This window comes from Bacillus sp. SRL543, from assembly GCF_984799205.1.
In genome coordinates, this window is sequence record NZ_OZ481794.1 from 3,561,041 (window position 1) to 3,582,177 (window position 21,137).

The following is a 21,137-nucleotide window of genomic DNA, read 5'->3' on the forward strand; positions in this document are numbered from 1 at the left end:
TCCCTTCTTTAATCTGGATTGCCGGGATTGTAAGGGTTGATATGCACAAAGACATTATGCACATTCTTCTGGTTCATCAGCTTCTCTTTAACTTCCTTTCCCACCCTGTGTCCTTCCTCGACTGTCATATGGGGGTCGACTGCTATCTTCAGGTCTATGATGACATAATGGCCATGCTCCCTTGCATGCAGCTGATTGATCTCTTTCACTTCCGGAACAGATAGAACTGCCTTGCGCAGTTCTTCCGTATCCTCATCATGAAGCACATGGTCCAATGTATTGTGAATCGATTCTTTGCCGAGGGACCATGCCATTTTTATGACGAGCAGTGAGACCAGAAGCCCTGCAACAGGATCTCCATACTCCAGCCATCCGATTCCGGTTTTCCCTCCGATGACAGCCGCCCCGATCCCCGCCAGGGCGGCAATGGATGAATAAACATCTGAACGATGCTCATATGCATTGATGATTAATGCATCACTATTAAGCTTTTTTCCCAATTTATACTTATAACGAAACATCGCTTCTTTTACAATGATGGAAATAAGGACGGCGACGATAGCTATTGCTTTGGGCGGCTCGATTGGATGGAAGAAAGCCTCAAAGGAAGACTTGCCGATTTCAAATCCCACAAGCATCAGCAGGACAGCAACGATGATGGCGGCAATTGATTCTGCTTTTCCATGGCCATAAGGATGATCCTCATCCGGCGGCTGCTTTGCAGCCCTAAGCCCTATATACACGGCAAATGACCCGGCAATGTCTGAAGCCGAGTGGACCGCATCCGCGATCAGCGCCCGGCTGTTGGCATATACTCCTACTACATACTTGAGGATGGCCAGAACGATATTTCCGACAATGCCGACCATGGCTGCAAATTCAGCCTGTTTAAAACGATCTTTGTTAGTATCCAAGTCTCAACTTCCTTCCCCGCAGTTTGATTATTTATAGTGTATCCGAAAATCGGCAATCAAAAAGCACTTAAGGGTTAAAACAGGAAAAAACACAGGAAAAGTTTTCCTGTGTTTTTTTGAAACTGATCAGACCTGCGGCTCGTCTGATTCTTTGCGTTTTACTTTTTCTGTTTTGATGACGCCTTTTTTCTTAAGCTCTTTATTTTTCCATACAAGCCACAGCTGGGAAGCAATGAAGAGTGAAGAATAGGTTCCGGCTACAAGGCCGACAAGCAGTGCGAATGAGAAGCTGCGGATCGATTCGCTGCCGAATACAAGCAGGCCGATAACGGCGATGACGACCGTAATTACAGTACTCACAGAACGTCCGAGCGTCTGCCTCAAGCTCTTGTTGACAACCTCCGCAATATCATCGAAGGTTTTGAGCCTTTTCTTTTTATGCATGTTTTCCCGGATCCGGTCAAACGTTACAATCGTATCATTGATTGAGTAACCCACGATTGTGAGTACTGCCGCAATGAAAGTGATATCCACCTCAAAGCGGATGATGCTGAACAGGGCGATGATGAAGAATGCATCATGCAGCAGGGCAATGACAGCTGCGAGCGCCATGTAAATCTCAAATCGGATCGTCACATAAATGATGATGCCGATAGAAGCTATCAGCACAGCATAGAAAGCATTCTTTGCAAGTTCTTTCCCGATTGTAGGAGAGACGGTGCTGACATTAGGCTCCCCGCCGTATACATCAGCAAAGTGATCTTTCAGCTCAGCGATCTTATCTTTGCCAAGCGGATCCTTGAATCGGGCCACCCCGACCTCTCCGTCATCTCCTGAAATGATGACATCATCTGTCTGAAGATCGACTGCGCTGAGCTCTTCCTGGATTTCACTTTTTGTCAAAGTCTGCTCTGTCTGGATTTCAACCCTTGTCCCCGCTACGAAATCAATGCCGAGATTCAGCTTGAATACAGATATGGCGATGATGCCGGCAACAGCCATGGCAATCGAGAAGATGAAAAACTTCCTGCGGTTCCCCACAAAATCAAACCGGTCGTATTTAGTAGGCAGGTCAAGCGTGTCATAGTTCTCGGCAATATCTTTGATTTCACTCTTCTTGACCCCAAACCAGGATGGCTTTTTCGTAAAGATCCTGCTGTTCACCCACAAGCCAAGCAGCAGGCGCGAACCGTAGACAGCGGTGATGAAGCTGGCCAGGATGCTGAGGATAAGCATGGTGGCAAATCCTTTGACTGAGCTTGTCCCGTAAAGGAACAGAACGATTGCGGCAAGAATGGTAGTGATATTGGCATCAAGGATTGTAGAAAGCGAATTTTTATTTCCTGCCTGGAATGCCGATTTGACTGACTTTCCGACCTTCAGCTCTTCCTTGATCCTTTCATAGGTGATGATATTCGCATCTACTGCCATGCCGACCCCGAGGATCAGTGCGGCAATACCCGGAAGCGTCAGTACACCATTCATCCAGTCGAAGACAAGCAGGACCAGATAAATGTATATGGACAATGTTATGGTTGCAATTAAACCCGGGAACCGGTAGAACACCAGCATGAACAGGAAGATGACAAGAATGCCGATGATTCCCCCTGTAATAGTTTTCTGCATGGCATCTTCACCAAACTTGGCGCCGACACTCGTGGAATATTCCTCGGTCAGTTCCACAGGCAGTGCTCCCGCCTTCAGCAGGGAAGAAAGTGTTTTTGCTTCTTCAAGGGTAAAATTCCCGACGATCGAAACAGTATCCTGATTGAATACCTGGCTGACCTGCGGGGCAGAAAGGTACTTCGGATCTTCTTTCTGTGATTCTTCTTTGAAAGAATCGCCTTCTTCATAATCCAGCCAGATGACCAGCAGGTTATTAGGCGATCCCATGTTGACGATTTCCTGGGTCACTTCCTTGAACTTTTCGGCACTCTTCAGCGTCAAGGAAACGCTTGGCTTGCCATTTTCATCAAATGTCTGTTTTGCTCCGCCTTCTACAAGGTCGGATCCATTCATCATTTCACGGTCATTAACATCCCTGAAGGAAAGATTGGCTTCAGTGGAAAGCAATTCACGGGCTTTATTCTGATCATCGACACCGGCCAGCTGCACGCGTATGCGGGTATCGCCCTCGATCTGGATGCTCGGCTCACTGACGCCCAGGACATTGACACGCCTGTCCAGCGCTTCAGCTGTGCTGTTCAGCACCTCTCTAGTTACTTCCTTGTCATCTTTGGTACTTACATCGTAAAGTACCTCGAAGCCGCCCTGAAGATCCAGGCCGAGCTTGATATTATTCAGTATGTTTTTGGTTGTGCCCCCCATCAGACTGCCGATCAGAATGACAATCAGGAAGAAGGCAACAATCCTGCTGCGCTTTACCATTGTGCTGTTATATCCCCCTTAAACTTCCGGCTATGCAGGCGTTCCCGCAAGGAGTATCCTGCAGCGCCGGGTGCTGCTTGCAATCTTAAAGCGTGCTCCGCTGGACGGCCTTCTATTTGAAGACGCCTTTGCGGGCAGCTTTATTATAAATAGACCGAAAAAACCAACATATCCATTATGAAATAGAATGGAATGGCTGTCAATTTGTCCCTTCATAATAAAATGGCTATTACTGCAAAAAAAAGAATTGTGCATACAGCAATCACTGCTTACAGCTCTATCCCTATTCCAGCAGCTTCCTTCTGTCTTCTTCGCTCAATTCCGCAAGGCCTTTTCCTTTGAAAGCCTCGACCGTTGCATAGCTGAAATAATCAGCCGCTTTGACTTCCATGATACCGTTCACTATTTTGAATAGTCTGGCATCTTCATCCGGTCTCCGCCATTTTTTTTCAGTCAGATATCTCCAAAACTCTTCTTCTGCAACAGCTCCGTAATTAAGCAGCCGGAATTCCTCCAGCTTGCTTTGCAGTGCAGGCTGCACCTGCTTGCGGAACTTTTCATATGCATGGCCTTTCATCAATAAGGCTCCTCCCCCGCTGTTCTATCAGAAATAGAAAAATCAAGATAACTTGTCATGCTTTGTCCTAATTGCGGCATATAGTTAATTGTATATGATTATACCTATTTTGAGAAGGCAGGGAACAGGATGTCGAAGTTTTTAAGAGGAACGATTATTTTACTGGCTGCCGGACTGGTGACAAGAGTGCTTGGATTCATTAACCGGATTGTGATTGCCCGCTTCATCGGCGAAGAGGGCGTCGGCTTATATATGATGGCTTTCCCCACTTTGATTCTCGTCATCACAATCACGCAGCTTGGCCTGCCTGTTGCCATCTCCAAAAATGTAGCAGAAGCAGAAGCCAGGGGCGATACGGCAAAAATCAAAAAAATCCTGGCTGTATCTCTCGCTGTGACCATTTCTCTTTCTGCCATTTTCACGCCGGCATTGTTTCTGCTCGCTCCAATTTTATCTGAAACTCTTTTTACTGACCCAAGGACACATTTGCCGCTGCTCGCCATTGCGCCCATCGTGCCGATTGTAGCTGTATCTTCTGTCATAAGGGGATATTTTCAGGGAAGGCAGAACATGAAGCCTGCTGCTTATTCACAGGTTCTTGAACAGATTGTCCGGATCGGGCTCATCGCGCTGCTGACGAAGACTTTCCTGCCTTATGGCATAGAGTATGCTGCCGCCGCTGCGATGTTTGCTTCTGTGATCGGGGAACTGGTTTCCCTTCTTTATCTTGTGGCAGCTTTTAAACTGAAGAAAAGATTCAGGCTGAGAAAGAACTTCTTTGGATACGTCCAATCCGGCAAAAGCACTTTCAGCGATTTAATGAAGATTGCCCTGCCGACAACCGGCAGCCGGATGATCGGCTCGATCGCCTGGTTTTTTGAGCCGATCGTCGTTTCGCACAGCCTTGCACTTGCCGGAGTGGCCGCCATTGCAGCCACAAAGCAATACGGTGCCTTGACAGGCTTTGCCATGCCGCTGCTCATGCTGCCGTCATTTGTCACGCACTCCCTTTCCACCTCGCTTGTCCCGGCAATCAGCGAAGCCAACTCCAGAAAGGATATGAAGCTGATTGAGCACAGGCTCCAGCAGGCGCTCCGTTTTTCATTTATTACAGGGGGGATGGCAGTCGTTCTTCTCTATGTCCTGGCCAGCCCTTTAATGGAGGTCATGTATGGAAGTTCGAACGGAGACCAGTTCATTAAGCTTATGGCTCCTTTCTTTCTGTTTTACTACTATCAGGGGCCGCTTCAAGCCACCTTGCAGGCACTCAATCTCGCAAGGGCAGCGATGATCAACAGCCTGATCGGATCGATTGTCAAGATCGCGGTCATTTTCCTGCTAGCCAGCCAGCCGGCATTCGGCATAAACGGGGTGGCTCTCGGCATACTGGTCGGATTTGTTCTTGTCACACTGCTCCATTTCGCAACCGTACTGAAAACAATCTCGTTTACTTTTTATATCATGGATTATGTCAAAACCTTTGTCGTCATGGGCCTGGCCGGCTGGGGAGGCCATACCGCCTTCAGCATTTTGCCCGGGGGGATGTTTCTGGCCTTCAAGGTTGTCATATCCACACTGATCATGGGAACACTGTACTTGATTTTCCTGCTCATCTTCAGGCTGATCACCAAGGAAGATATACTGCGGATCCCGGTCATCGGCCCGCCGCTTTCAAAGTTTGCCTGGAAATGATGCAAAATAAAAATGGCGTCCTGAACGCCATTTTTTTGATCGTTTTATTTTTCATTGATAGGGTCGATATAAAGGTTTCCGTTAGAGTAGCTGCAAAAAGATATCTGCTTGATTTCATCATAGCCTTTTTTCTTCAGCTGTTCTGTCAGCCACTGGCGCGACTTATGGACAGAAGCGAGATTGGCTTCCTGGAGGTTTCCGTCTATGATCAGAGGATGGTCTATGTCGCTGCCTTTCATGTTATCCTTTTGAAACACAGACAGCTTGCCTGAAGGCTCAAGGATTGCAAATTCGACATCTGCTATGTTTTTGATATCTTTATCCCGCAGCTGGGTGAGGAGATCATCGAAGTTATATCGCTGCTGCCTCATCGTATTTTCATCGATTTTCCCCTGATTGATGATGATGGAAGGTTTGCCGTCCACGATATCCCTGAATTTTTTGCTTTTGAGAGAAAGGATGGCCAGCACGATCTGTATAACCATCAGGAGCATCATTGGAAGTATATTTTTCACCAGGCTGCCATTAGGATTCTCAATCGCAACCACTGCCATTTCGGCAATCATGATATATACCACTAAATCCAGCACGCTCAGTTCGCCAATTTCCCTCTTGCCCATCAGCCGAAAAATCAGGAGGATGACCCCATATAAAAAAAGTGTCCTCACAATGATTATCAGATATTCTGCCAAAACTGCCTCCTCCTCTTTCATCACATTCCAATATTAGTATGCTCACGTCCAGGACTGTCATTAAGAAAGCTTTTTCCATTTGGCTCTGTTGGTGTTGTTGGCCTCATTAAAGCCAGATGAGCTGAAATGCGTGTGAATCCGGTTGTTACACGCTTGAGCCCAAGATCAGCAGCAATGCCTAACACAGCCTTATATTCCGAAAAAAGCCTTACATCATGCCAAAATATTTTATTCTAAAAAGCTGCTGCCGCGAATATGCTTGTACTAGGATTTATCGTTTGAAGGGAGAGGAGATCAATGGAAGAATCTAAACATATGGGAAGTGCGGTGCTATACGGAATAGGAAGCATCTTTATCATTGCGATTGCCAGCAGCCTGGTTTTCTCGCTGCTCTTGAAATTCACTTCTATGGACGAGTCATCCATAAAGCTTCCCGCAGAAATCCTGGCTTTCATATCGCTCTTTGCCGGAGGCTTCATTTCCGGGGGAAAAGGAAAGCAGAAAGGCTGGCTGCTGGGCGGGCTGACAGGTGCGATGTATACACTGATCATTTTCCTGTTCCAATATCTTGGGCATGACAGCCTGTTTTCCGCTGAACAGACGATTTATCATACATGCTTCCTGCTGGTGTGCATGATGGGCGGGATCCTGGGGGTCAACATATCTTCTAAACCCAGGTCAGCATAGAAGCCTTAAACCAAAACGCTTTAGTTTACAAAAGGCAGTAAAAAAGAAGCAGCACAATTGCCTGCTTCTTTTTTTTAATTATGATTTCGCCAATGTTGTTTCGGCTGCTGCCCGTACTTCCCTGATCGCAGCGCGATCATATGTAAGTCTGCTGCCGTCACCGCATTTGATGACAATCTTATCCTCATCGATGGCATCGACAATGCCATGGAGGCCGCCGATCGTCACAACCTTATCTCCCTTTTTCAGATCCGTCTGCATCTGCTGCACAGATTTCTGGCGCTTTTGCTGCGGACGGATAAGCAGGAAATAAAATAAGATGAACATCAGCAATAATGGTCCTAATGTACCTATAATATCCATTCCTTCTTTTCACCCCTTTCATGTATCAGAAATTTTTCGCATTCGGTTTATTGAAACCATAACGTTCGAAAAATTCTTCTCTAAAATCACCCAGGCGATCTTCGCGGATTGCTTGTCTGACCTGTTCCATTAAGTTTACCAGAAAATAAAGGTTATGGTAAGTTGTAAGTCGTATGCCGAATGTTTCGTCGGATTTAATCAGGTGGCGGATATAGGCCCTGCTGTAATTACGGCATGTATAGCAGTCGCAATTTTCATCAATCGGGCCAAAATCGCGTGCAAATTTGGCATTTTTGACGACAAGGCGCCCATTGCTTGTCATCAGTGTCCCGTTGCGGGCAATCCGTGTAGGAAGGACGCAGTCGAACATGTCGATGCCCCTTATGCTTCCGTCAATCAAGGAATCCGGAGATCCAACCCCCATCAGATAGCGAGGCTTATCCGCCGGAAGAAGCGGCGTCGTAAATTCCAGCGCCCTGTTCATGACATCCTTAGGCTCGCCGACAGAGAGGCCGCCCACTGCATAACCAGGGAAGTCCAGAGATACAAGATCGCGGGCACTCTGCTTCCTCAATTCTTCGTATTCGCCGCCCTGGACGATCCCAAAGAGGCCCTGATCATTCGGACGTCCATGGGCATTCAGGCATCGCTCTGCCCAGCGCGATGTCCGCTCCACTGATTTCTTCATATACTCATATGTAGCCGGATAAGGAGGACATTCATCAAAGGCCATCATGATGTCAGAACCAAGGTCATTCTGGATTTCCATCGCTTTTTCCGGTGAAAGGAACAGCTTATCCCCGTTCAAGTGGTTCCGGAAGTGGACTCCTTCTTCTTCAATCTTCCTGAATTGGCTGAGGCTGAATACCTGGAAGCCCCCGCTGTCTGTCAGGATGCTGCCATCCCAATTCATGAATTTATGGAGGCCGCCTGCTTCCTTGATAATATCATGACCCGGGCGTAGCCATAGGTGATATGTGTTGCTGAGGATGATCCCGGCACCCATGCCTGCCACTTCCTCCGGCGACATAGTCTTAACAGTGGCCAGTGTTCCTACTGGCATAAAGACTGGCGTTTCAAACGATCCGTGCGGGGTGTGCACCCGTCCGAGCCGCGCCCCTGTCTGTTTGCAGGTTTTTATCAGTTCATACCGTATTGCTGTCAAGTTATTCGTTCTCCTTCCATAATCCATGCTAAATGATCAGCATGGCGTCTCCAAAGCTGAAAAAGCGGTAGCGCTCCTTCACTGCCTCATTATAGGCGTTAAGCACATTTTCCCGGCCTGCCAGGGCACTGATCAGCATGATCAGGGTCGATTTGGGCAGGTGGAAATTGGTGACCATCCCATCGATCGCCTTGAACTCATAGCCAGGGTAGATAAAGATGCTTGTCCAGCCGCTTCCTGGCTCGAACTTGCCTTCATTGGCAGCTGCAATCGTTTCAAGCGTCCGTGTGGAGGTCGTGCCGACAGTGATGATCCTGCCGCCATTTCCTCTGACTTCATTCAGAAGCCTGGCGGTGCCTTCTGTCACCTGGTAGTACTCGGCATGCATACTGTGCTCATGGATATCCTCAACACTGACAGGCCTGAAAGTCCCAAGCCCTACATGGAGGGTTATAAACGCAATATGGACACCTTTTGCCCTGATTTCATCCAGCAGTTCTTCGGTAAAATGAAGCCCGGCAGTCGGGGCGGCAGCCGATCCCCTTTCTTTTGCATATACAGTCTGGTACCGCTCGCGGTCATCCAGCTGCTCCTTGATATAAGGCGGCAGGGGCATTTCCCCAAGCTGTTCCAGCACCTCATAAAATATGCCTTCATAGTCGAACTTCAGCAGTCTTCCCCCCTGCTCTTCCGTACCGGTGCAGACAGCTGACAGAAGGCCGTTGCCGAATTCGATCCTCGTTCCTTCCTTGACTCTTTTAGCCGGCTTTATGAGGGTTTCCCACACATCTCCCTCAAGCTGCTTGAGAAGCAGGACTTCAATTTTTGCGCCGGTTCCTTCCTTGGCGCCAAACAGTCTTGCCGGCAGCACTCTCGTATCATTGAGCACAAGGCAGTCGCCCGCGTTCAAATAGTCAGGCAGCTTTTTAAACGTTTCGTGCTGAAGTGCACCGTTTTCTTTATTGAGCACCATCAGCCGGCTGCTCGTCCTGTCTTCTAAAGGAGTCTGTGCAATCAGCTCCTCAGGCAAATGAAAATCAAACATTTCTACTTTCATGGTGTTTCACCCTATCTGTTTTTTTAAACCGTCTTTAATTACTCAATAAGTCGAGCTTCATTCCCCGGGCAGTTCAAGGTTAAGGTGTTGGTAGACAAGATGCGTCACAATCCTCCCCCTTGGGGTTCTCTGCAGAAAGCCGATCTGAAGCAGGTATGGTTCATATACATCTTCGATCGTATTCGATTCTTCCCCGATCGTAGCTGCTATCGTCTCGACCCCGACTGGCCCGCCGCGGAATTTCTCGATGATCCCTCTTAATAATTTATGGTCAATATGATCAAGGCCTAAACGGTCGACCTGCAGAAGCTCAAGTGAATCATGGGCAAGGACAGCATCGATGCTGCCGTCCCCTTTGACCTGTGCAAAATCCCTTACCCGCCTCAGGAGGCGGTTGGCGATCCGCGGAGTCCCCCGCGATCTCCTGGCAATTTCAGAAGCTGCCTGATCGTCTATGCTTGTCTCAAGGACATCGGCCGTCCTTGAAACAATATTCTTAAGCTGGCTTTCATTATAATACTCAAGCCGGCAGAGGACACCGAATCTGTCTCTGAGCGGCGCTGATACCGAACCGGCCCTCGTGGTCGCCCCCACAAGAGTGAACGGAGGCAGGTCGAGCCTGACCGACCTCGCACTCGGCCCTTTGCCAATGACGATATCAAGGCAGAAGTCCTCCATCGCCGGATACAGCACCTCTTCTATCGAACGCGGCAGCCGGTGGATTTCATCGATGAAGAGGACATCACCCGGCTCCAGCGCAGTCAGTATGGCGGCCAGGTCCCCCGGCCTTTCAATGGCAGGGCCGGCGGTTGTCCTGAGATTGACCCCCATTTCATTGGCTATGATTGCGGCCAGCGTCGTTTTTCCGAGTCCCGGGGGGCCGTAAAGAAGGACATGGTCCAAAGTCTCTCCGCGGATCCTGGCAGCCTGGATGAAGACCTCCAGGTTTTCCTTCACTTTATCCTGCCCGATATATTGCCTCAGCGTCTGCGGCCTCAAGCTCTGCTCAAAGGAAACATCCTGAAGGTCCGCTTCGCCGGAAATGATCCGATCTTCCATAAGCTGTATTCACCCCTTGGCTGCCAGCACTGCAATAGGAGACTTCCGTCCTACTTAAGCAGCAGCTGCAAGCCTTTTTTAATATATTCATCTGTTGTAAGCTTCTCTTTTTCCAATGCCGGTTTGATGCGCTTGACTTCTTTTTCGGAATAGCCGAGCGCCCTGAGTGCCAGGATGGCTTCCTCAAGAAGAGCAGCGCTTCCTGTGGCAGCAGGCTTGGCCGCATCAGGATTGAACAGATTGGGAAAGAAGTCCGGAATGGCATCCTGCAGCTTGCCTTTCAGATCAAGGATCATCTGGCGCGCCGTTTTTTTGCCAACGCCCGGGAACTTGACAAGGAACGCTTCATCTTCATCCTCAATCGCCTGGACGACCTGTGCGGGCTCTCCGGAAGCAAGGATGGCAAGGGCGCCTTTAGGGCCGATGCCGGAAACGTTCAGCAGCTTTGTAAACAGCATTTTTTCCTCGCGGGAATGGAACCCGTATAAAGCGAAAATATCTTCCCTCACATAATGATAGGTGAAGATCTGGATTTCCCCGCCCTGCTTATTGGAATAGCTGAATGGGTTGGGAGTGGCAATCTGATAGCCTAAGCCATTATTTTCAACCACTATGTATTCAGGGCCGATAAATTCGACCGTGCCTTTTATATATTCAAACAAATGTCTCGCTCCCCAAATTTTCTGTACCTCATTCTATCATACTACAAAGATTTGCCGAAGAAAAAAGTTGCAATTTTCAGGGTTATTTCTATATAATATGAGAGGTTTTAAAAAATGACTGGGGGTCACTTAATTGAAGAAACTATTATCTCTTTTAGCAATTTTCACACTATTATTCGCTGTTGCCGGCTGCTCTTCAAATGAAGACGAAAGCAAAGAGGAAAAAGGCACCGAAGAAAAAACTGCTGAGCTGAATGAGGCTGCTGAATCAAAGATCTACAATAGCATCCGCATCGCAGAGCTGAAGGTAAACGAGGTTTTCAACAAAGAAACAGCTGCCGATGAAGAAACGATCGTCATTAACTCAAGCTTTGCTGATGAAAGCTCTGCAGCCGCTTTCCTGTCTAAATACTACAGCGAAGACCTGGCAAAAGAAATGTATGCACACTATGCTACAGATCAGAAATCTGAAGATGGCAAGATGATTGTCAATACTGAGCCATTCTTCAATCCTTCTATCCTTGATACAACGCAGGAAGACGTCAAGATTGAAGGCGACGCAGACAAAGCCACTGTGACAACTGCCGAAAATGCAGTGTATACAGTTGAAATGAAAGACGACACTTATGTAGTAACAGGCTATGAAAAGTAATGAAACCAGCCCTGGCCAATAGGTCCAGGGCTTCTTTTTTATCCGCATTTGTATTTGCTACTGGCCGATTCCGCTTTTTGAATAGAACTGAAAGGCCTCCAGCACCTCTACATATCTGTTCTTCGTCATGATAGGGATGCCCTTTTCGAGCTGTTCCCTTTTCTTGCTTTCAAGCTTTCTTATATCAATCTGAAAAAAAGACTGGATGATGCGGCTTTTGTCCGGCCTGCCGTTATAGATGGTCAGGATCCCTTCATCCGTCAATCCAAAATATCCGTTTGATTTTAATAAAGGTGAAATGTCGTCCACCTGCTGGCGGAAAACCATTTGGCCTTCATCCATTTCAACCAGCTGCCATTCGTCATACTTGGACCAGAAATCCTCCAGGGACCAGACGGTTTCCTGAATTTCCTCTTCGCTCATTTCCCCATCGAGATACACTCTCTCCAGTATGACTGAAAGCTCGAGCGGGCCGCTTTCAGATGCCCGCACCGGGTTTCCTGTAACTGCCCCTCCGATTCCTGCAAATGATGCAGCTATCAGGATAAATGAGGCAAACAGCCGGATCGGATTGGTTCTCATAACAGATCACCCCTGGTTTGGATTCCAAAACTTTATTTGTAGTGTTTCCAGGCTCCTGTTAAATATGCCATTTTTTTAAAAAACTTGGCTTTGTCAGGGTTATCTGTTGATTTTGGTCCCATTGCTGTGAAACTTTGTTTTCACAGCCAAAGATTTTAATAGCAGGAACAATTCGACCCCTCGGGCACAGTCAGAAAAACAGCCTCCTCAGCATGGAAAGCATTAAAAGGAAAGCGATGGCGAATAATATGATGACCATGATTTTTTCCTGCTTATTTTCTTTTTTCAACTCCTTGTCCTCCCTTTTTTCTCATTCTATGTAAAGAAAAAGCAAAGCCGGAGCTCTGCTTTTTCAACAATCAGCGGCTGCTGCCATTAAGCTTGTGCCTGAGGGAATGGAACATATCTTTAATGTCCAGGTCGATCTGTTCCCGCGGCCCTCCATCCCGGAGGTCGTTGTCTATGTTGCGGATGCGGCTGAAGGTGCCTTCATCGGTTACCACTGTACAGGACCTCCCGCGCAGGTAAGGAGATACGGCCTGCTGTATGTCCTGCTTTGTCTGATCTTCCCTGCTGTAGTCGGCGAGATCGACGGCTATGAGCACATCGCTGCCATAAACGACAGAACGGACATCTTCCACATTCCGGACAGCTGCCGTTTCATCGCCTATCTTTTCCGCAAGCTCCCCTTCATATGCCGTGTAATAGGACCTTCTAGCTTCCTTTGTATTATCATCAAGATGCCCGTGGTAATTGGCATCACTGCGGCTGAAGCGATTATCGCGCTGGTAGAAGTTCTTGTCATAGTCTGCGAGCGGACTGGACGGATTGTCACTTTTCCGGTCCATGCCTGCACCCAGGGACTCTGTGCGGTGTCCCGCTTCAGATGCATTTTCTCCCATGCCGCAGCCTGCCAGGCCAAGGCTTAATAACGCTGCAAACGGTACTGCCAGAATTTTTTTGTCCAAGCAGCTGACCCCCTTCGCCAATAATGAGCTGAGCTCCTTAGTAGCTTTCCAGCGAAGGTTCGTTTTCATGCTGAAAGATTTGCCCAGCTATTCCGGCAAATCTTTCGCAAGGTTCATCAGCTCTGTGATAAAAGCCTTTCTTTCGGTGAACTGCCCGGCGGTCATATCGAGCACCTGCCTTGTTTTATAAGGGTTGCTGTATGTTCTTTCCCTGACTAATCTGTTCCATTCCCGAAAAATATCGGAGGGAAACGCCAGGGCATAAATAAATCCCTTTTTGTTAAGATAAGAAGCCATCACATCATACTTCGCCAGCTCTTCGGCTGACCAGCCGATAAACGGCAGGATCCGGTTGGCATACTGAAGATAGTCCATACACACTGCACCGATGCTGACCAGATCGAAGTCAATCAAATGGACTTTCCCGCCTTCATCTCTGAGGAAATTGTGGTGAGCCACATCACCATGAAGGACTGTCTCACTTTCAGCTGCAAAAAACTCCGCTTCCCGCTCCATTCCTTTGATGGACCAATCCGCCCAGCCCATCAGCTCTTCCATCATTTCTTTCTGGACAAAAAATTTAACGACTGGCTGATTGCTTAAAAACAGCGCTGCCCTTTCGCGCCATTTTTCTATCTGGCTGTATCGCGGCAGCACCCTTTCATAGCGCCCGGCAATCTTCGCTGCTGTTTGATGGTACCGGCCTAAAAGTGCCAGCCCGGCGCTGCGGTCATCTTCATTATCGTAAGAAAAAGGGACTCCGGGAACAATGTACTTCATGACTCCATAATAATGCCGGCCATCATAAAGTGGCTGTACAGAAGATACTGTTTCAAAGCTGCAGGCGGAATCAAATCCTTCTTTTTTAAGGGAAGAAGTGAAGGCCTCCTGGACTTTAAGGCGCTGGTATGAGGGATATCCCTTCACCACATACAGGCCCTGGCCGGTATCAATCAGCATGACATTGTTTCTGATCGGCGAGATTTTTTTTATCGGAAAAGGGAGGATTTGACGCAAATAGGAGAGGAGACGATTGCAAAAAGAATCGTCTCCCCAGCTTTTATCCATTAAATTCATAGCTCTCATCGTCAAAGCGCGGCATTCCGAATGCCTGGCCGCCCATCGGGCCATATCCCTGCGGCTGGCCCATGTATGGAGATTGGCCGTAGCCCATCTGCTGCCCATACTGAGGCTGATACGGGGCTCCATAGCCCATTTGCGGCATTCCCATCCCCATGTGATGCATTCCTTGCTGCATACCCGGGTGCATGCCCGGCATCATTTGCGGCATGCCTGAGCCGCATCCGCAGTCATCAGACATTCCCTGGACGCCCTGCTGAGGCATGAGCGGCATCTGTGCTTCCGAAGGCATGAGCGGCATCTGGCTCTGTGAAGGCATTAATGGCATCTGGGCCATGCCTGGTGATTCGTATCCTTCCATTGCCCCCTGTACCATAGGCTGCTGAGGGTATCCGTATGGCATACCTGGTTCACAGGCACCGTGTCCAGGGCCAGGCATTACCGGTGAAACCGGGTGCAGGCAAGCTGGGTATGGAGGAAATGGATATTGCTGCTGCATGGCAGGCATGGTCTGGGTCGGCTGGAGCGGAAGCTGCTGCTGGGACATAGGAGATAATGGCAGCTGCTGCTGCTGATCTGACATTCCCATAACACCTGTCGGCTGGGCATACATTGGATTCGTGTTGGCCATAGGCATAAAGGAAGAAGATTCTTCATAATGGTGGTGCATCTGGCCGGCACCTTCCATTCCAGGCATCATGCCATGGTGGTACGGCATCTGCTGCTGGTATGGCATCTGCTGCTGGTATGGCATGGAAGCCCCCTGAACCTGCGGATATGGGCCAGGCTGCTGATAACCATGCCCCGGGTTCACCGGAGATCCTTGATAATAGTTTGGCTGATAAGGGTACATAGGCTGTTTATAACCTCCTTGCAGCGGCATCTGCGCTGTTTCTGGACTTTCCATTTCAGGGCTCTCTTCACCAATAGGCTTAAGGCCAGGAAGAATATTCATCGGCTTCGGCGGCAGCTGCGGCTGCTGCTTTGGCATAGTGATCGGCATCTGGGCTGCCGGCTCTTCCATCGGCTTCGGCTTGTATTCCTGCTTCGGCATGGCCTTTGGCTTTGGCTGCGGCTTAGGGGCAGGCATGTTCATCATATAGTAATTGTTAATATCAATATCCGGAATGATCGGCTGCGGCATTTTTGGAACAAAAGGTGCTTTCGGCTGTTCCATCTTTGGAGCCGTCACCTGCGGCATTGGTGCTTCTTTCTTTGGCTGCGGCGCTTCCACAGCCTGCATTGGCTTTTCTTTTGCAAAAGGATGCTCTGCTTTTGGCATTTCCTTCTTCGCGCCCATATTGATTTTTGCTTCAGGAGACATTCCCATCGGGGCTTCTTTCTTTATACTTCCCCCTGCTGTAGGAACTTTTATCTTCATCCCGGGCATAATCATATCAGGGTTGCTGAGCTGCGAATTCATCTTCTTCAGCTCTTCAAAGTTCACGCCGTACTTCTTGGCGATCTTCCAAAGAGTATCCCCTTTCTGTACGATATGGATCTTCACTCTGATATCCCTCCTATGCATAAGTCCATACATTGTATGACGGAATGGGCAAATTGCTAATCATTATCAAAAAAACTTATGCGGTTCTGGATCAACTTTGTGCCTCAGGCCGTGCAGCGGTGCCATACAGCGCCTTTTGAAAAAAACAAAATAAAACAGTCCCTTCGTCTTCCATGATATGAATGGCAGGCTTGCCATATAACACGGAAGAAGAGGGACTGCTGAAAAGCTTCGATATTTATTTGTTTTCATTCTTTAAACAGATCAGGACCGGGCAAGCATCCTCTCAAGGGCAAGCCTGGCATTGGAAGCATCAGGCTCCGGGACTGTAATCCTGTTCACTCCATTCCCTTCCGCCGCCATCTCAAGCGACCAGGTCAGATGCGGGAGGTCGATCCTGTTCATGGTCAGGCACGGGCACATATTCGGGTTGAGCGAGATGATCCTTTTGTCCGGATGTGATTGGATGATCCTGTTCACAAGATTCATTTCTGTCCCGATCGCCCAGGCCGTTCCCGGGGCAGACTTTTTGATTTCCTGGATAATGTAATTGGTCGATCCTGCCAGATCAGAGAGTTCCACTACCTCCCTCCGGCATTCAGGATGCACGATGATTTTCATGTCCGGGTTGTCTGCCCTAACCTGCGCGATGTTCTGGACAGTAAAGTTTTCGTGTACAGAGCAATGCCCTTTCCACAGGATTACCTTTACATCCTCCAGGAGGCCATCATATTCCAGAATCTCTGAAATAGGATTCCAGACGGCCATCCGGTCAAGCGGGATGCCAAGATTGAAGGCCGTATTCCTTCCTAAATGCTGATCAGGCAGGAATAGCAGCCTTTCTTTTTGCGTAAACGCCCACTCCACCATCTGCTCTGCATTTGAAGAGGTTACGGTAGCTCCTCCATGCGCCCCGACGAACGCTTTAATGGCGGCCGTTGAGTTGACATAAGTAAGCGGCAGCATTGTGTCCCCGAACATGGCCGTCAGGCGGTTCCATGACTTTTCTGTCTGGCGGATGTCGGCCATATCTGCCATAGAACAGCCGGCCCTCATGTCCGGCAGATATACTTTTTGATTTTCTGTGGTCAGGATATCTGCTGTTTCAGCCATGAAATGGACTCCGCAGAATATAATATGCTCTGCTTCTTTGTTCTCAGCAGAAAGCTGGGCAAGCTTCAGCGAGTCCCCTGTGCTATCGGCAAATTGAATGACTTCATCTTTCTGATAATGATGTCCCGGGATGAATAGCTTCTTTCCAAGCCTGCTTTTTACAGCCCGCACCCTCTCCTCAAGCTCTTCCGCTGACATCGATTTATATTTTTCCGGCAGCATTTTTGCCCCTTGCTCCGCTATATCAAAGATATTCATCATTTTACCTCCTGAAGCATATTGACTTTTACGCTGATATCCAGCGATTTGACAGAATGCGTGAGATAGCCGAGCGAAATATACTCAACTCCCGTTTCCCCATATGCGGCAAGAGTCTCCATAGTAATTCCGCCTGATGCTTCTGTTGTGATTCCTTCCGGTACGAGCGGCAGCCATTCGCGGATTTCTTCGGGAGTCCGGTTATCGAACATAATGACATCCGCCTTCGCTGAGACAGCCTCAAGCACCTGTTCCTTTGTTTCTGTTTCCACCTCTATTTTCACCATATGCCCCAATCTTGACCGGACCGCCTCGACTGCATTTGAAATGCTGCCTGCAAAAGAAATATGATTATCCTTGATCATGACTGCATCATACAAACCATATCGGTGGTTAAAGCCCCCGCCTGTCCGGACTGCATACTTTTCCAGCATCCTTAAACCGGGGGTCGTTTTTCTTGTATCCGTGATCCTCGTGCGGCTTCCGGCCATTAACTGTACAGCACTGTTTGTTTTTGTAGCAATCCCGCTCATCCGCTGCACCAGATTTAAAATGACACGCTCCCCTTTCAGGAGGCTGTGGACCGGCCCGCTCACCCTTGCAAGAGTCTGGCCGGATCTTATCTGACCGCCGTCTTTTGCGAGCAGCTGTATATCAACGGCACTGTCCAGTAAAGGAAAGCCCGTCAAAAGAATATCAGCTCCGCAGAAAATGCCATCTTCTTTGGCCAAAAATACAATTTCCCCCTGCTCTTCTTCACCAAATATCAGTTCACTGCTTATATCCCGGTCCCCGATGTCCTCGAGAAAAAATTGTTCAAGTAGCAGCCGCAGCTTTAATCTGTTCATTCTTCCCATCCTCTTCTCTTTGATTTTCCTGCTGGACTATTTGTACTTTCAGCCATTTCTGGTCATCCTCAAATGGAAAGTCGCTGCGGAAATGCCCTCCGCGGCTTTCTGTCCTTTTTAAGGCCGCTTCTGTGATGAGCCATGATGCTATCAGCATGAAAATGATCTTTATTTTCTCCGGCCCAAGCCCGTCGAGTGGATTATGGACCCACTTCTCCACTTCAAACCTCTTCAGCCATTCCCTTTGCGAAAGAAGGCCGGAACGGGTACGGACTATCCCAGCGTTTTTCATCATTCTTTCCTTTATTTCCTTTATATCCGGCAGCTGCGGCACAGGATTGCATGCCGGTTTTGGGATTTTCATGGCCCGCGCCTCATTGCACTGCACCGGACAGGATAAGATATACCGGGCAAGCCGCCTTCCAAAATAAAGCCCTTCAAGCAATGAGTTGCTCGCCAGCCGGTTTGCGCCATGCACACCCGTACAGGCAGCCTCCCCTATGGCGTAAAGGCCCTTGACTGACGTCCTGCCGTCCAGATCGGTCCTGATCCCGCCCATCAGGAAGTGGCTGCCTGGTATGACCGGCAGCAGCCCCTGCTTCAGGGAAATCCCGTTTTTCCTGCACATCTCCGTTATCGTAGGGAACCTGGCCGGGAAGTTCGGGATAGCGGAAATATCAAGGAAGATTTCAACTCCCTTATTTATATAATCAAAAATGGTTTGCGATACGATGTGGCGCGGAGCCAGATCCTTCATTGGGTGGACGTTCTCCATGATGGCGCGGCCATCCGCAGTGACAAGCCTTGCTCCTTCGCCCCTTACAGCTTCAGAAATCAGTCCTGCGCCTTTTCCGCTGATTGACAGCAGGGTAGGGTGGAACTGAATAAACTCCATATCTGCAACCGCTGCCCCTGCCCTGTAGGCTAAGGCGATTCCATCTCCTGTGACAGTTTCTGCATTGGAGGTAAAACTGTACAGCTGCCCGCAGCCCCCGGTGGCCAGCACAATGTGATCTGCGTAAATTTCAGCCCGGCTCCCATCCTGCCCTATGCCCCTTACCCCATAGCAGCCAGAATCATTTGTCATAAGATCATAAACAAAAAAGTCTTCAATGATCTCTACATTTTCATTTCTTTGTCTTATTAAAAACTCAATAAGCTTCTTTCCGGTTGCGTCGCCGCCCCCATGGACAATCCGTTTCTCACGGTGCGCCCCTTCCATCCCAAGGAGCAGCTCCCCTGATGGACTGCTGTCGAAAGGGCATCCGGAAGCAAGCAGATCATTGATCAATTGAGGAGCCGCTTCTGTCATAAGCCTTGCCGCCCTCACATCATTATGCCAGCGTCCCGCTTCCAATGTATCTTCCAAATGGAGAGAAGGACTGTCCTGACTGCCGAGGGCTGCAGCAATGCCGCCCTGAGCCATATAGGAATTGCTATCTGTCGCTTTCGATTTTGTGAAAATAATCACATTCATATCACGGCTGAGCTCCTTTGCCATTTGCAAAGCTGCCACACCGCTTCCAATGATGATGACATCGGTGCGATTCGCCATTCTTATGCCCTCCTGTTTTACAGGTGTCTTGACACCTATATTTACATAGATTTAAACTTATGACAAGTGATTTTTAACATTAATAGATTGGAAGTTGGTTTCCTATGAAATATTTTGATTATGCTGCAAGCTGTCCATTGGATCAGGATGCGGCAAAAGTATATTTGAAAGCGGCCGGGGAATATTTCGGCAATACAGGCAGCCTGCATGACACAGGCAGCCGGGCGGCATCCCTTCTTGAAAGCTGCCGCTCCCAGCTTGCCCTCATGCTTGGGGCCGAAAAAGAAGGCATTTATTTTACAAGCGGGGGAAGCGAGGGGAATTTCCTTGCCATCCATGCCCTGCTTTCTGCTGCGGGAAAGAAAAGAAAGCATGTTATAGCAGGCAAGGCAGAACATTCTTCTGTCCACAGTGCGCTCAGGCGTCTTATGGAAGACGGCTGCGAAATAACCTTCCTTCCTTTTGATGAAAAAGGAAGAATCAAAACATCCGACTTTGAAGCCGCCATAAGAGAAGATACAGTGCTGGCTGCCATCCAGCACAGCAATTCAGAAATTGGGACCATCCAGCCATTGATGGAAATAAGCGCTCTTTGCCGGAAGAATGGAATCCTGCTGCACAGCGATATGGTACACTCGTTCGGGAAATGGGATGTAGCCGGCATCCTTGATCATGTAGACAGCCTTTCTATTTCCGCACACAAATTTTACGGCCCTAAAGGAACTGGGGCTGTCTACGTCAGACCCGATCTTTCCTGGAAGCCTTATTACCCGGGCAGCTCTCACGAGAATGGTTTCAGGCCCGGCACAGTAAACGTCCCAGCCATAGCGGCTATGGCAGAAGCAGCAGGAAAGGCTTACAGCAGCCTGGCTGACTTTTCGATGCTTGCTGCCAGGCAAAGAAAAGAATTTCTTGAAGTGCTGAAAGAGGCGGACCTTCCCATTACGGTATACGGTTCCGGCTGTCCCGGGGAGCAGCTTGCCTCTACAGTCGGGCTTGGCGTCAGGGGCATTGAAGGACAATGGATCATGCTTGAATGCAATCGGAGAGGATTCGCGATATCAACAGGCAGCGCCTGCCAGACAGGGATGCAGAATCCTTCCAAGACCATGAAGGCTATGGGGCTGGAAGATGCGGCAGCAAAAGAATTTATCCGGATTTCCTTTGGGCGCACCTCTTCCCTGGAGGATATCAAAGAACTTGGCAGCAGCATCGCCGGCATCATCAGGGAATACAGCCTGCACCAGCCTGCCGCTGAATGATCGCTTTCAGGAAAAGGCTGTGTTAGAATGGTTCATTATAAATGGTGTTAGGAGAG

Annotated in this window: 20 protein-coding genes; 4 read left to right on the plus strand and 16 right to left on the minus strand. The window is 48.8% G+C overall.

What is annotated here, in order from left to right; genetic code table 11:
- Window positions 1-8: 8 nt before the first annotated feature.
- The 3 genes from AC4E8B_RS18280 to AC4E8B_RS18290 form a co-directional block, all read right to left on the minus strand.
- Entirely contained in the window at window positions 9-869 is an 861-nt protein-coding gene (locus tag AC4E8B_RS18280; RefSeq protein ID WP_490219771.1) for a cation diffusion facilitator family transporter, read from the minus strand.
- Window positions 870-1,040: 171 nt separating this feature from the next.
- Complete coding sequence (gene secDF, locus AC4E8B_RS18285) at window positions 1,041-3,302, minus strand: protein translocase subunit SecDF (protein ID WP_490214739.1); 2,262 nt, start codon at window positions 3,300-3,302, stop codon at window positions 1,041-1,043.
- A gap of 283 nt (window positions 3,303-3,585) precedes the next feature.
- Window positions 3,586-3,879: a post-transcriptional regulator gene (locus AC4E8B_RS18290; protein WP_490214740.1), complete on the minus strand. Its 294-nt coding sequence runs from the start codon at window positions 3,877-3,879 to the stop codon at window positions 3,586-3,588.
- 129 nt (window positions 3,880-4,008) lie between these two features.
- Between AC4E8B_RS18290 and spoVB the strand changes: the two genes are divergently transcribed.
- Complete coding sequence (gene spoVB / locus AC4E8B_RS18295; protein ID WP_490214741.1) at window positions 4,009-5,571, plus strand: stage V sporulation protein B; 1,563 nt, start codon at window positions 4,009-4,011, stop codon at window positions 5,569-5,571.
- Window positions 5,572-5,615: 44 nt separating this feature from the next.
- Here spoVB and AC4E8B_RS18300 read toward each other — a convergent pair whose 3' ends face one another.
- The gene (locus AC4E8B_RS18300) at window positions 5,616-6,263 is read right to left on the minus strand and encodes a DUF421 domain-containing protein (protein ID WP_490214742.1); all 648 of its coding nucleotides are present in this window, start codon (window positions 6,261-6,263) and stop codon (window positions 5,616-5,618) included.
- 297 nt (window positions 6,264-6,560) lie between these two features.
- Here AC4E8B_RS18300 and AC4E8B_RS18305 point away from each other — a divergent pair, with 297 nt between their 5' ends.
- Window positions 6,561-6,950 (plus strand): TIGR04086 family membrane protein, encoded by a 390-nt coding sequence (locus tag AC4E8B_RS18305; RefSeq protein WP_490214743.1) that lies wholly within the window; start codon window positions 6,561-6,563, stop codon window positions 6,948-6,950.
- A 78-nt stretch (window positions 6,951-7,028) separates the two neighbouring features.
- On the opposite strand, the gene yajC is transcribed toward AC4E8B_RS18305, so the two are convergent.
- The 5 genes from yajC to ruvA are packed head-to-tail and all read right to left on the minus strand — an operon-like array spanning window position 7,029 to window position 11,256.
- The gene (yajC, locus tag AC4E8B_RS18310; RefSeq protein ID WP_490214744.1) at window positions 7,029-7,313 is read right to left on the minus strand and encodes a preprotein translocase subunit YajC; all 285 of its coding nucleotides are present in this window, start codon (window positions 7,311-7,313) and stop codon (window positions 7,029-7,031) included.
- 25 nt (window positions 7,314-7,338) lie between these two features.
- Entirely contained in the window at window positions 7,339-8,505 is a 1,167-nt protein-coding gene (gene tgt, locus AC4E8B_RS18315; protein ID WP_490214745.1) for a tRNA guanosine(34) transglycosylase Tgt, read from the minus strand.
- 1 nt (window position 8,506) lies between these two features.
- The gene (queA, locus tag AC4E8B_RS18320; RefSeq protein ID WP_490214746.1) at window positions 8,507-9,535 is read right to left on the minus strand and encodes a tRNA preQ1(34) S-adenosylmethionine ribosyltransferase-isomerase QueA; all 1,029 of its coding nucleotides are present in this window, start codon (window positions 9,533-9,535) and stop codon (window positions 8,507-8,509) included.
- 57 nt (window positions 9,536-9,592) lie between these two features.
- Entirely contained in the window at window positions 9,593-10,594 is a 1,002-nt protein-coding gene (gene ruvB, locus AC4E8B_RS18325; RefSeq protein WP_490214747.1) for a Holliday junction branch migration DNA helicase RuvB, read from the minus strand.
- A 50-nt stretch (window positions 10,595-10,644) separates the two neighbouring features.
- Window positions 10,645-11,256, minus strand: a complete 612-nt coding sequence (ruvA, locus tag AC4E8B_RS18330; RefSeq protein ID WP_490214748.1) for a Holliday junction branch migration protein RuvA — start codon at window positions 11,254-11,256, stop codon at window positions 10,645-10,647.
- A gap of 133 nt (window positions 11,257-11,389) precedes the next feature.
- On the opposite strand from ruvA, the gene AC4E8B_RS18335 reads away from it, so the two are divergent.
- Window positions 11,390-11,908 carry an endonuclease gene (locus AC4E8B_RS18335; protein ID WP_490214749.1) on the plus strand — a complete coding sequence of 173 codons (519 nt, stop codon included), beginning with the start codon at window positions 11,390-11,392 and terminating at the stop codon, window positions 11,906-11,908.
- A gap of 57 nt (window positions 11,909-11,965) precedes the next feature.
- On the opposite strand, the gene AC4E8B_RS18340 is transcribed toward AC4E8B_RS18335, so the two are convergent.
- From AC4E8B_RS18340 to nadB, 7 genes are all read right to left on the minus strand, one after another.
- Window positions 11,966-12,490 carry a BofC C-terminal domain-containing protein gene (locus tag AC4E8B_RS18340; RefSeq protein WP_490214750.1) on the minus strand — a complete coding sequence of 175 codons (525 nt, stop codon included), beginning with the start codon at window positions 12,488-12,490 and terminating at the stop codon, window positions 11,966-11,968.
- 359 nt (window positions 12,491-12,849) lie between these two features.
- Window positions 12,850-13,458 carry a YhcN/YlaJ family sporulation lipoprotein gene (locus tag AC4E8B_RS18345; RefSeq protein ID WP_490214751.1) on the minus strand — a complete coding sequence of 203 codons (609 nt, stop codon included), beginning with the start codon at window positions 13,456-13,458 and terminating at the stop codon, window positions 12,850-12,852.
- An 87-nt stretch (window positions 13,459-13,545) separates the two neighbouring features.
- On the minus strand, window positions 13,546-14,535 hold the full coding sequence (locus tag AC4E8B_RS18350; protein ID WP_490214752.1) for a phosphotransferase: 990 nt from the start codon (window positions 14,533-14,535) through the stop codon (window positions 13,546-13,548).
- Window positions 14,519-16,045, minus strand: coding sequence for a SafA/ExsA family spore coat assembly protein (safA, locus tag AC4E8B_RS18355; RefSeq protein ID WP_490214753.1), 1,527 nt, complete (start codon window positions 16,043-16,045; stop codon window positions 14,519-14,521). Before safA ends, AC4E8B_RS18350 begins: the two co-directional genes overlap by 17 nt.
- A gap of 264 nt (window positions 16,046-16,309) precedes the next feature.
- On the minus strand, window positions 16,310-17,416 hold the full coding sequence (gene nadA / locus AC4E8B_RS18360) for a quinolinate synthase NadA (RefSeq protein WP_490219773.1): 1,107 nt from the start codon (window positions 17,414-17,416) through the stop codon (window positions 16,310-16,312).
- Window positions 17,416-18,264 (minus strand): carboxylating nicotinate-nucleotide diphosphorylase, encoded by an 849-nt coding sequence (gene nadC, locus AC4E8B_RS18365; RefSeq protein WP_490214754.1) that lies wholly within the window; start codon window positions 18,262-18,264, stop codon window positions 17,416-17,418. Before nadC ends, nadA begins: the two co-directional genes overlap by 1 nt.
- Window positions 18,233-19,819, minus strand: a complete 1,587-nt coding sequence (gene nadB / locus AC4E8B_RS18370) for an L-aspartate oxidase (RefSeq protein ID WP_490214755.1) — start codon at window positions 19,817-19,819, stop codon at window positions 18,233-18,235. The genes nadC and nadB overlap by 32 nt, the downstream gene beginning before the upstream one ends.
- A 104-nt stretch (window positions 19,820-19,923) precedes the next feature.
- Here nadB and AC4E8B_RS18375 point away from each other — a divergent pair, with 104 nt between their 5' ends.
- The gene (locus AC4E8B_RS18375; RefSeq protein ID WP_490214756.1) at window positions 19,924-21,081 is read left to right on the plus strand and encodes an IscS subfamily cysteine desulfurase; all 1,158 of its coding nucleotides are present in this window, start codon (window positions 19,924-19,926) and stop codon (window positions 21,079-21,081) included.
- Window positions 21,082-21,137: the final 56 nt, after the last annotated feature.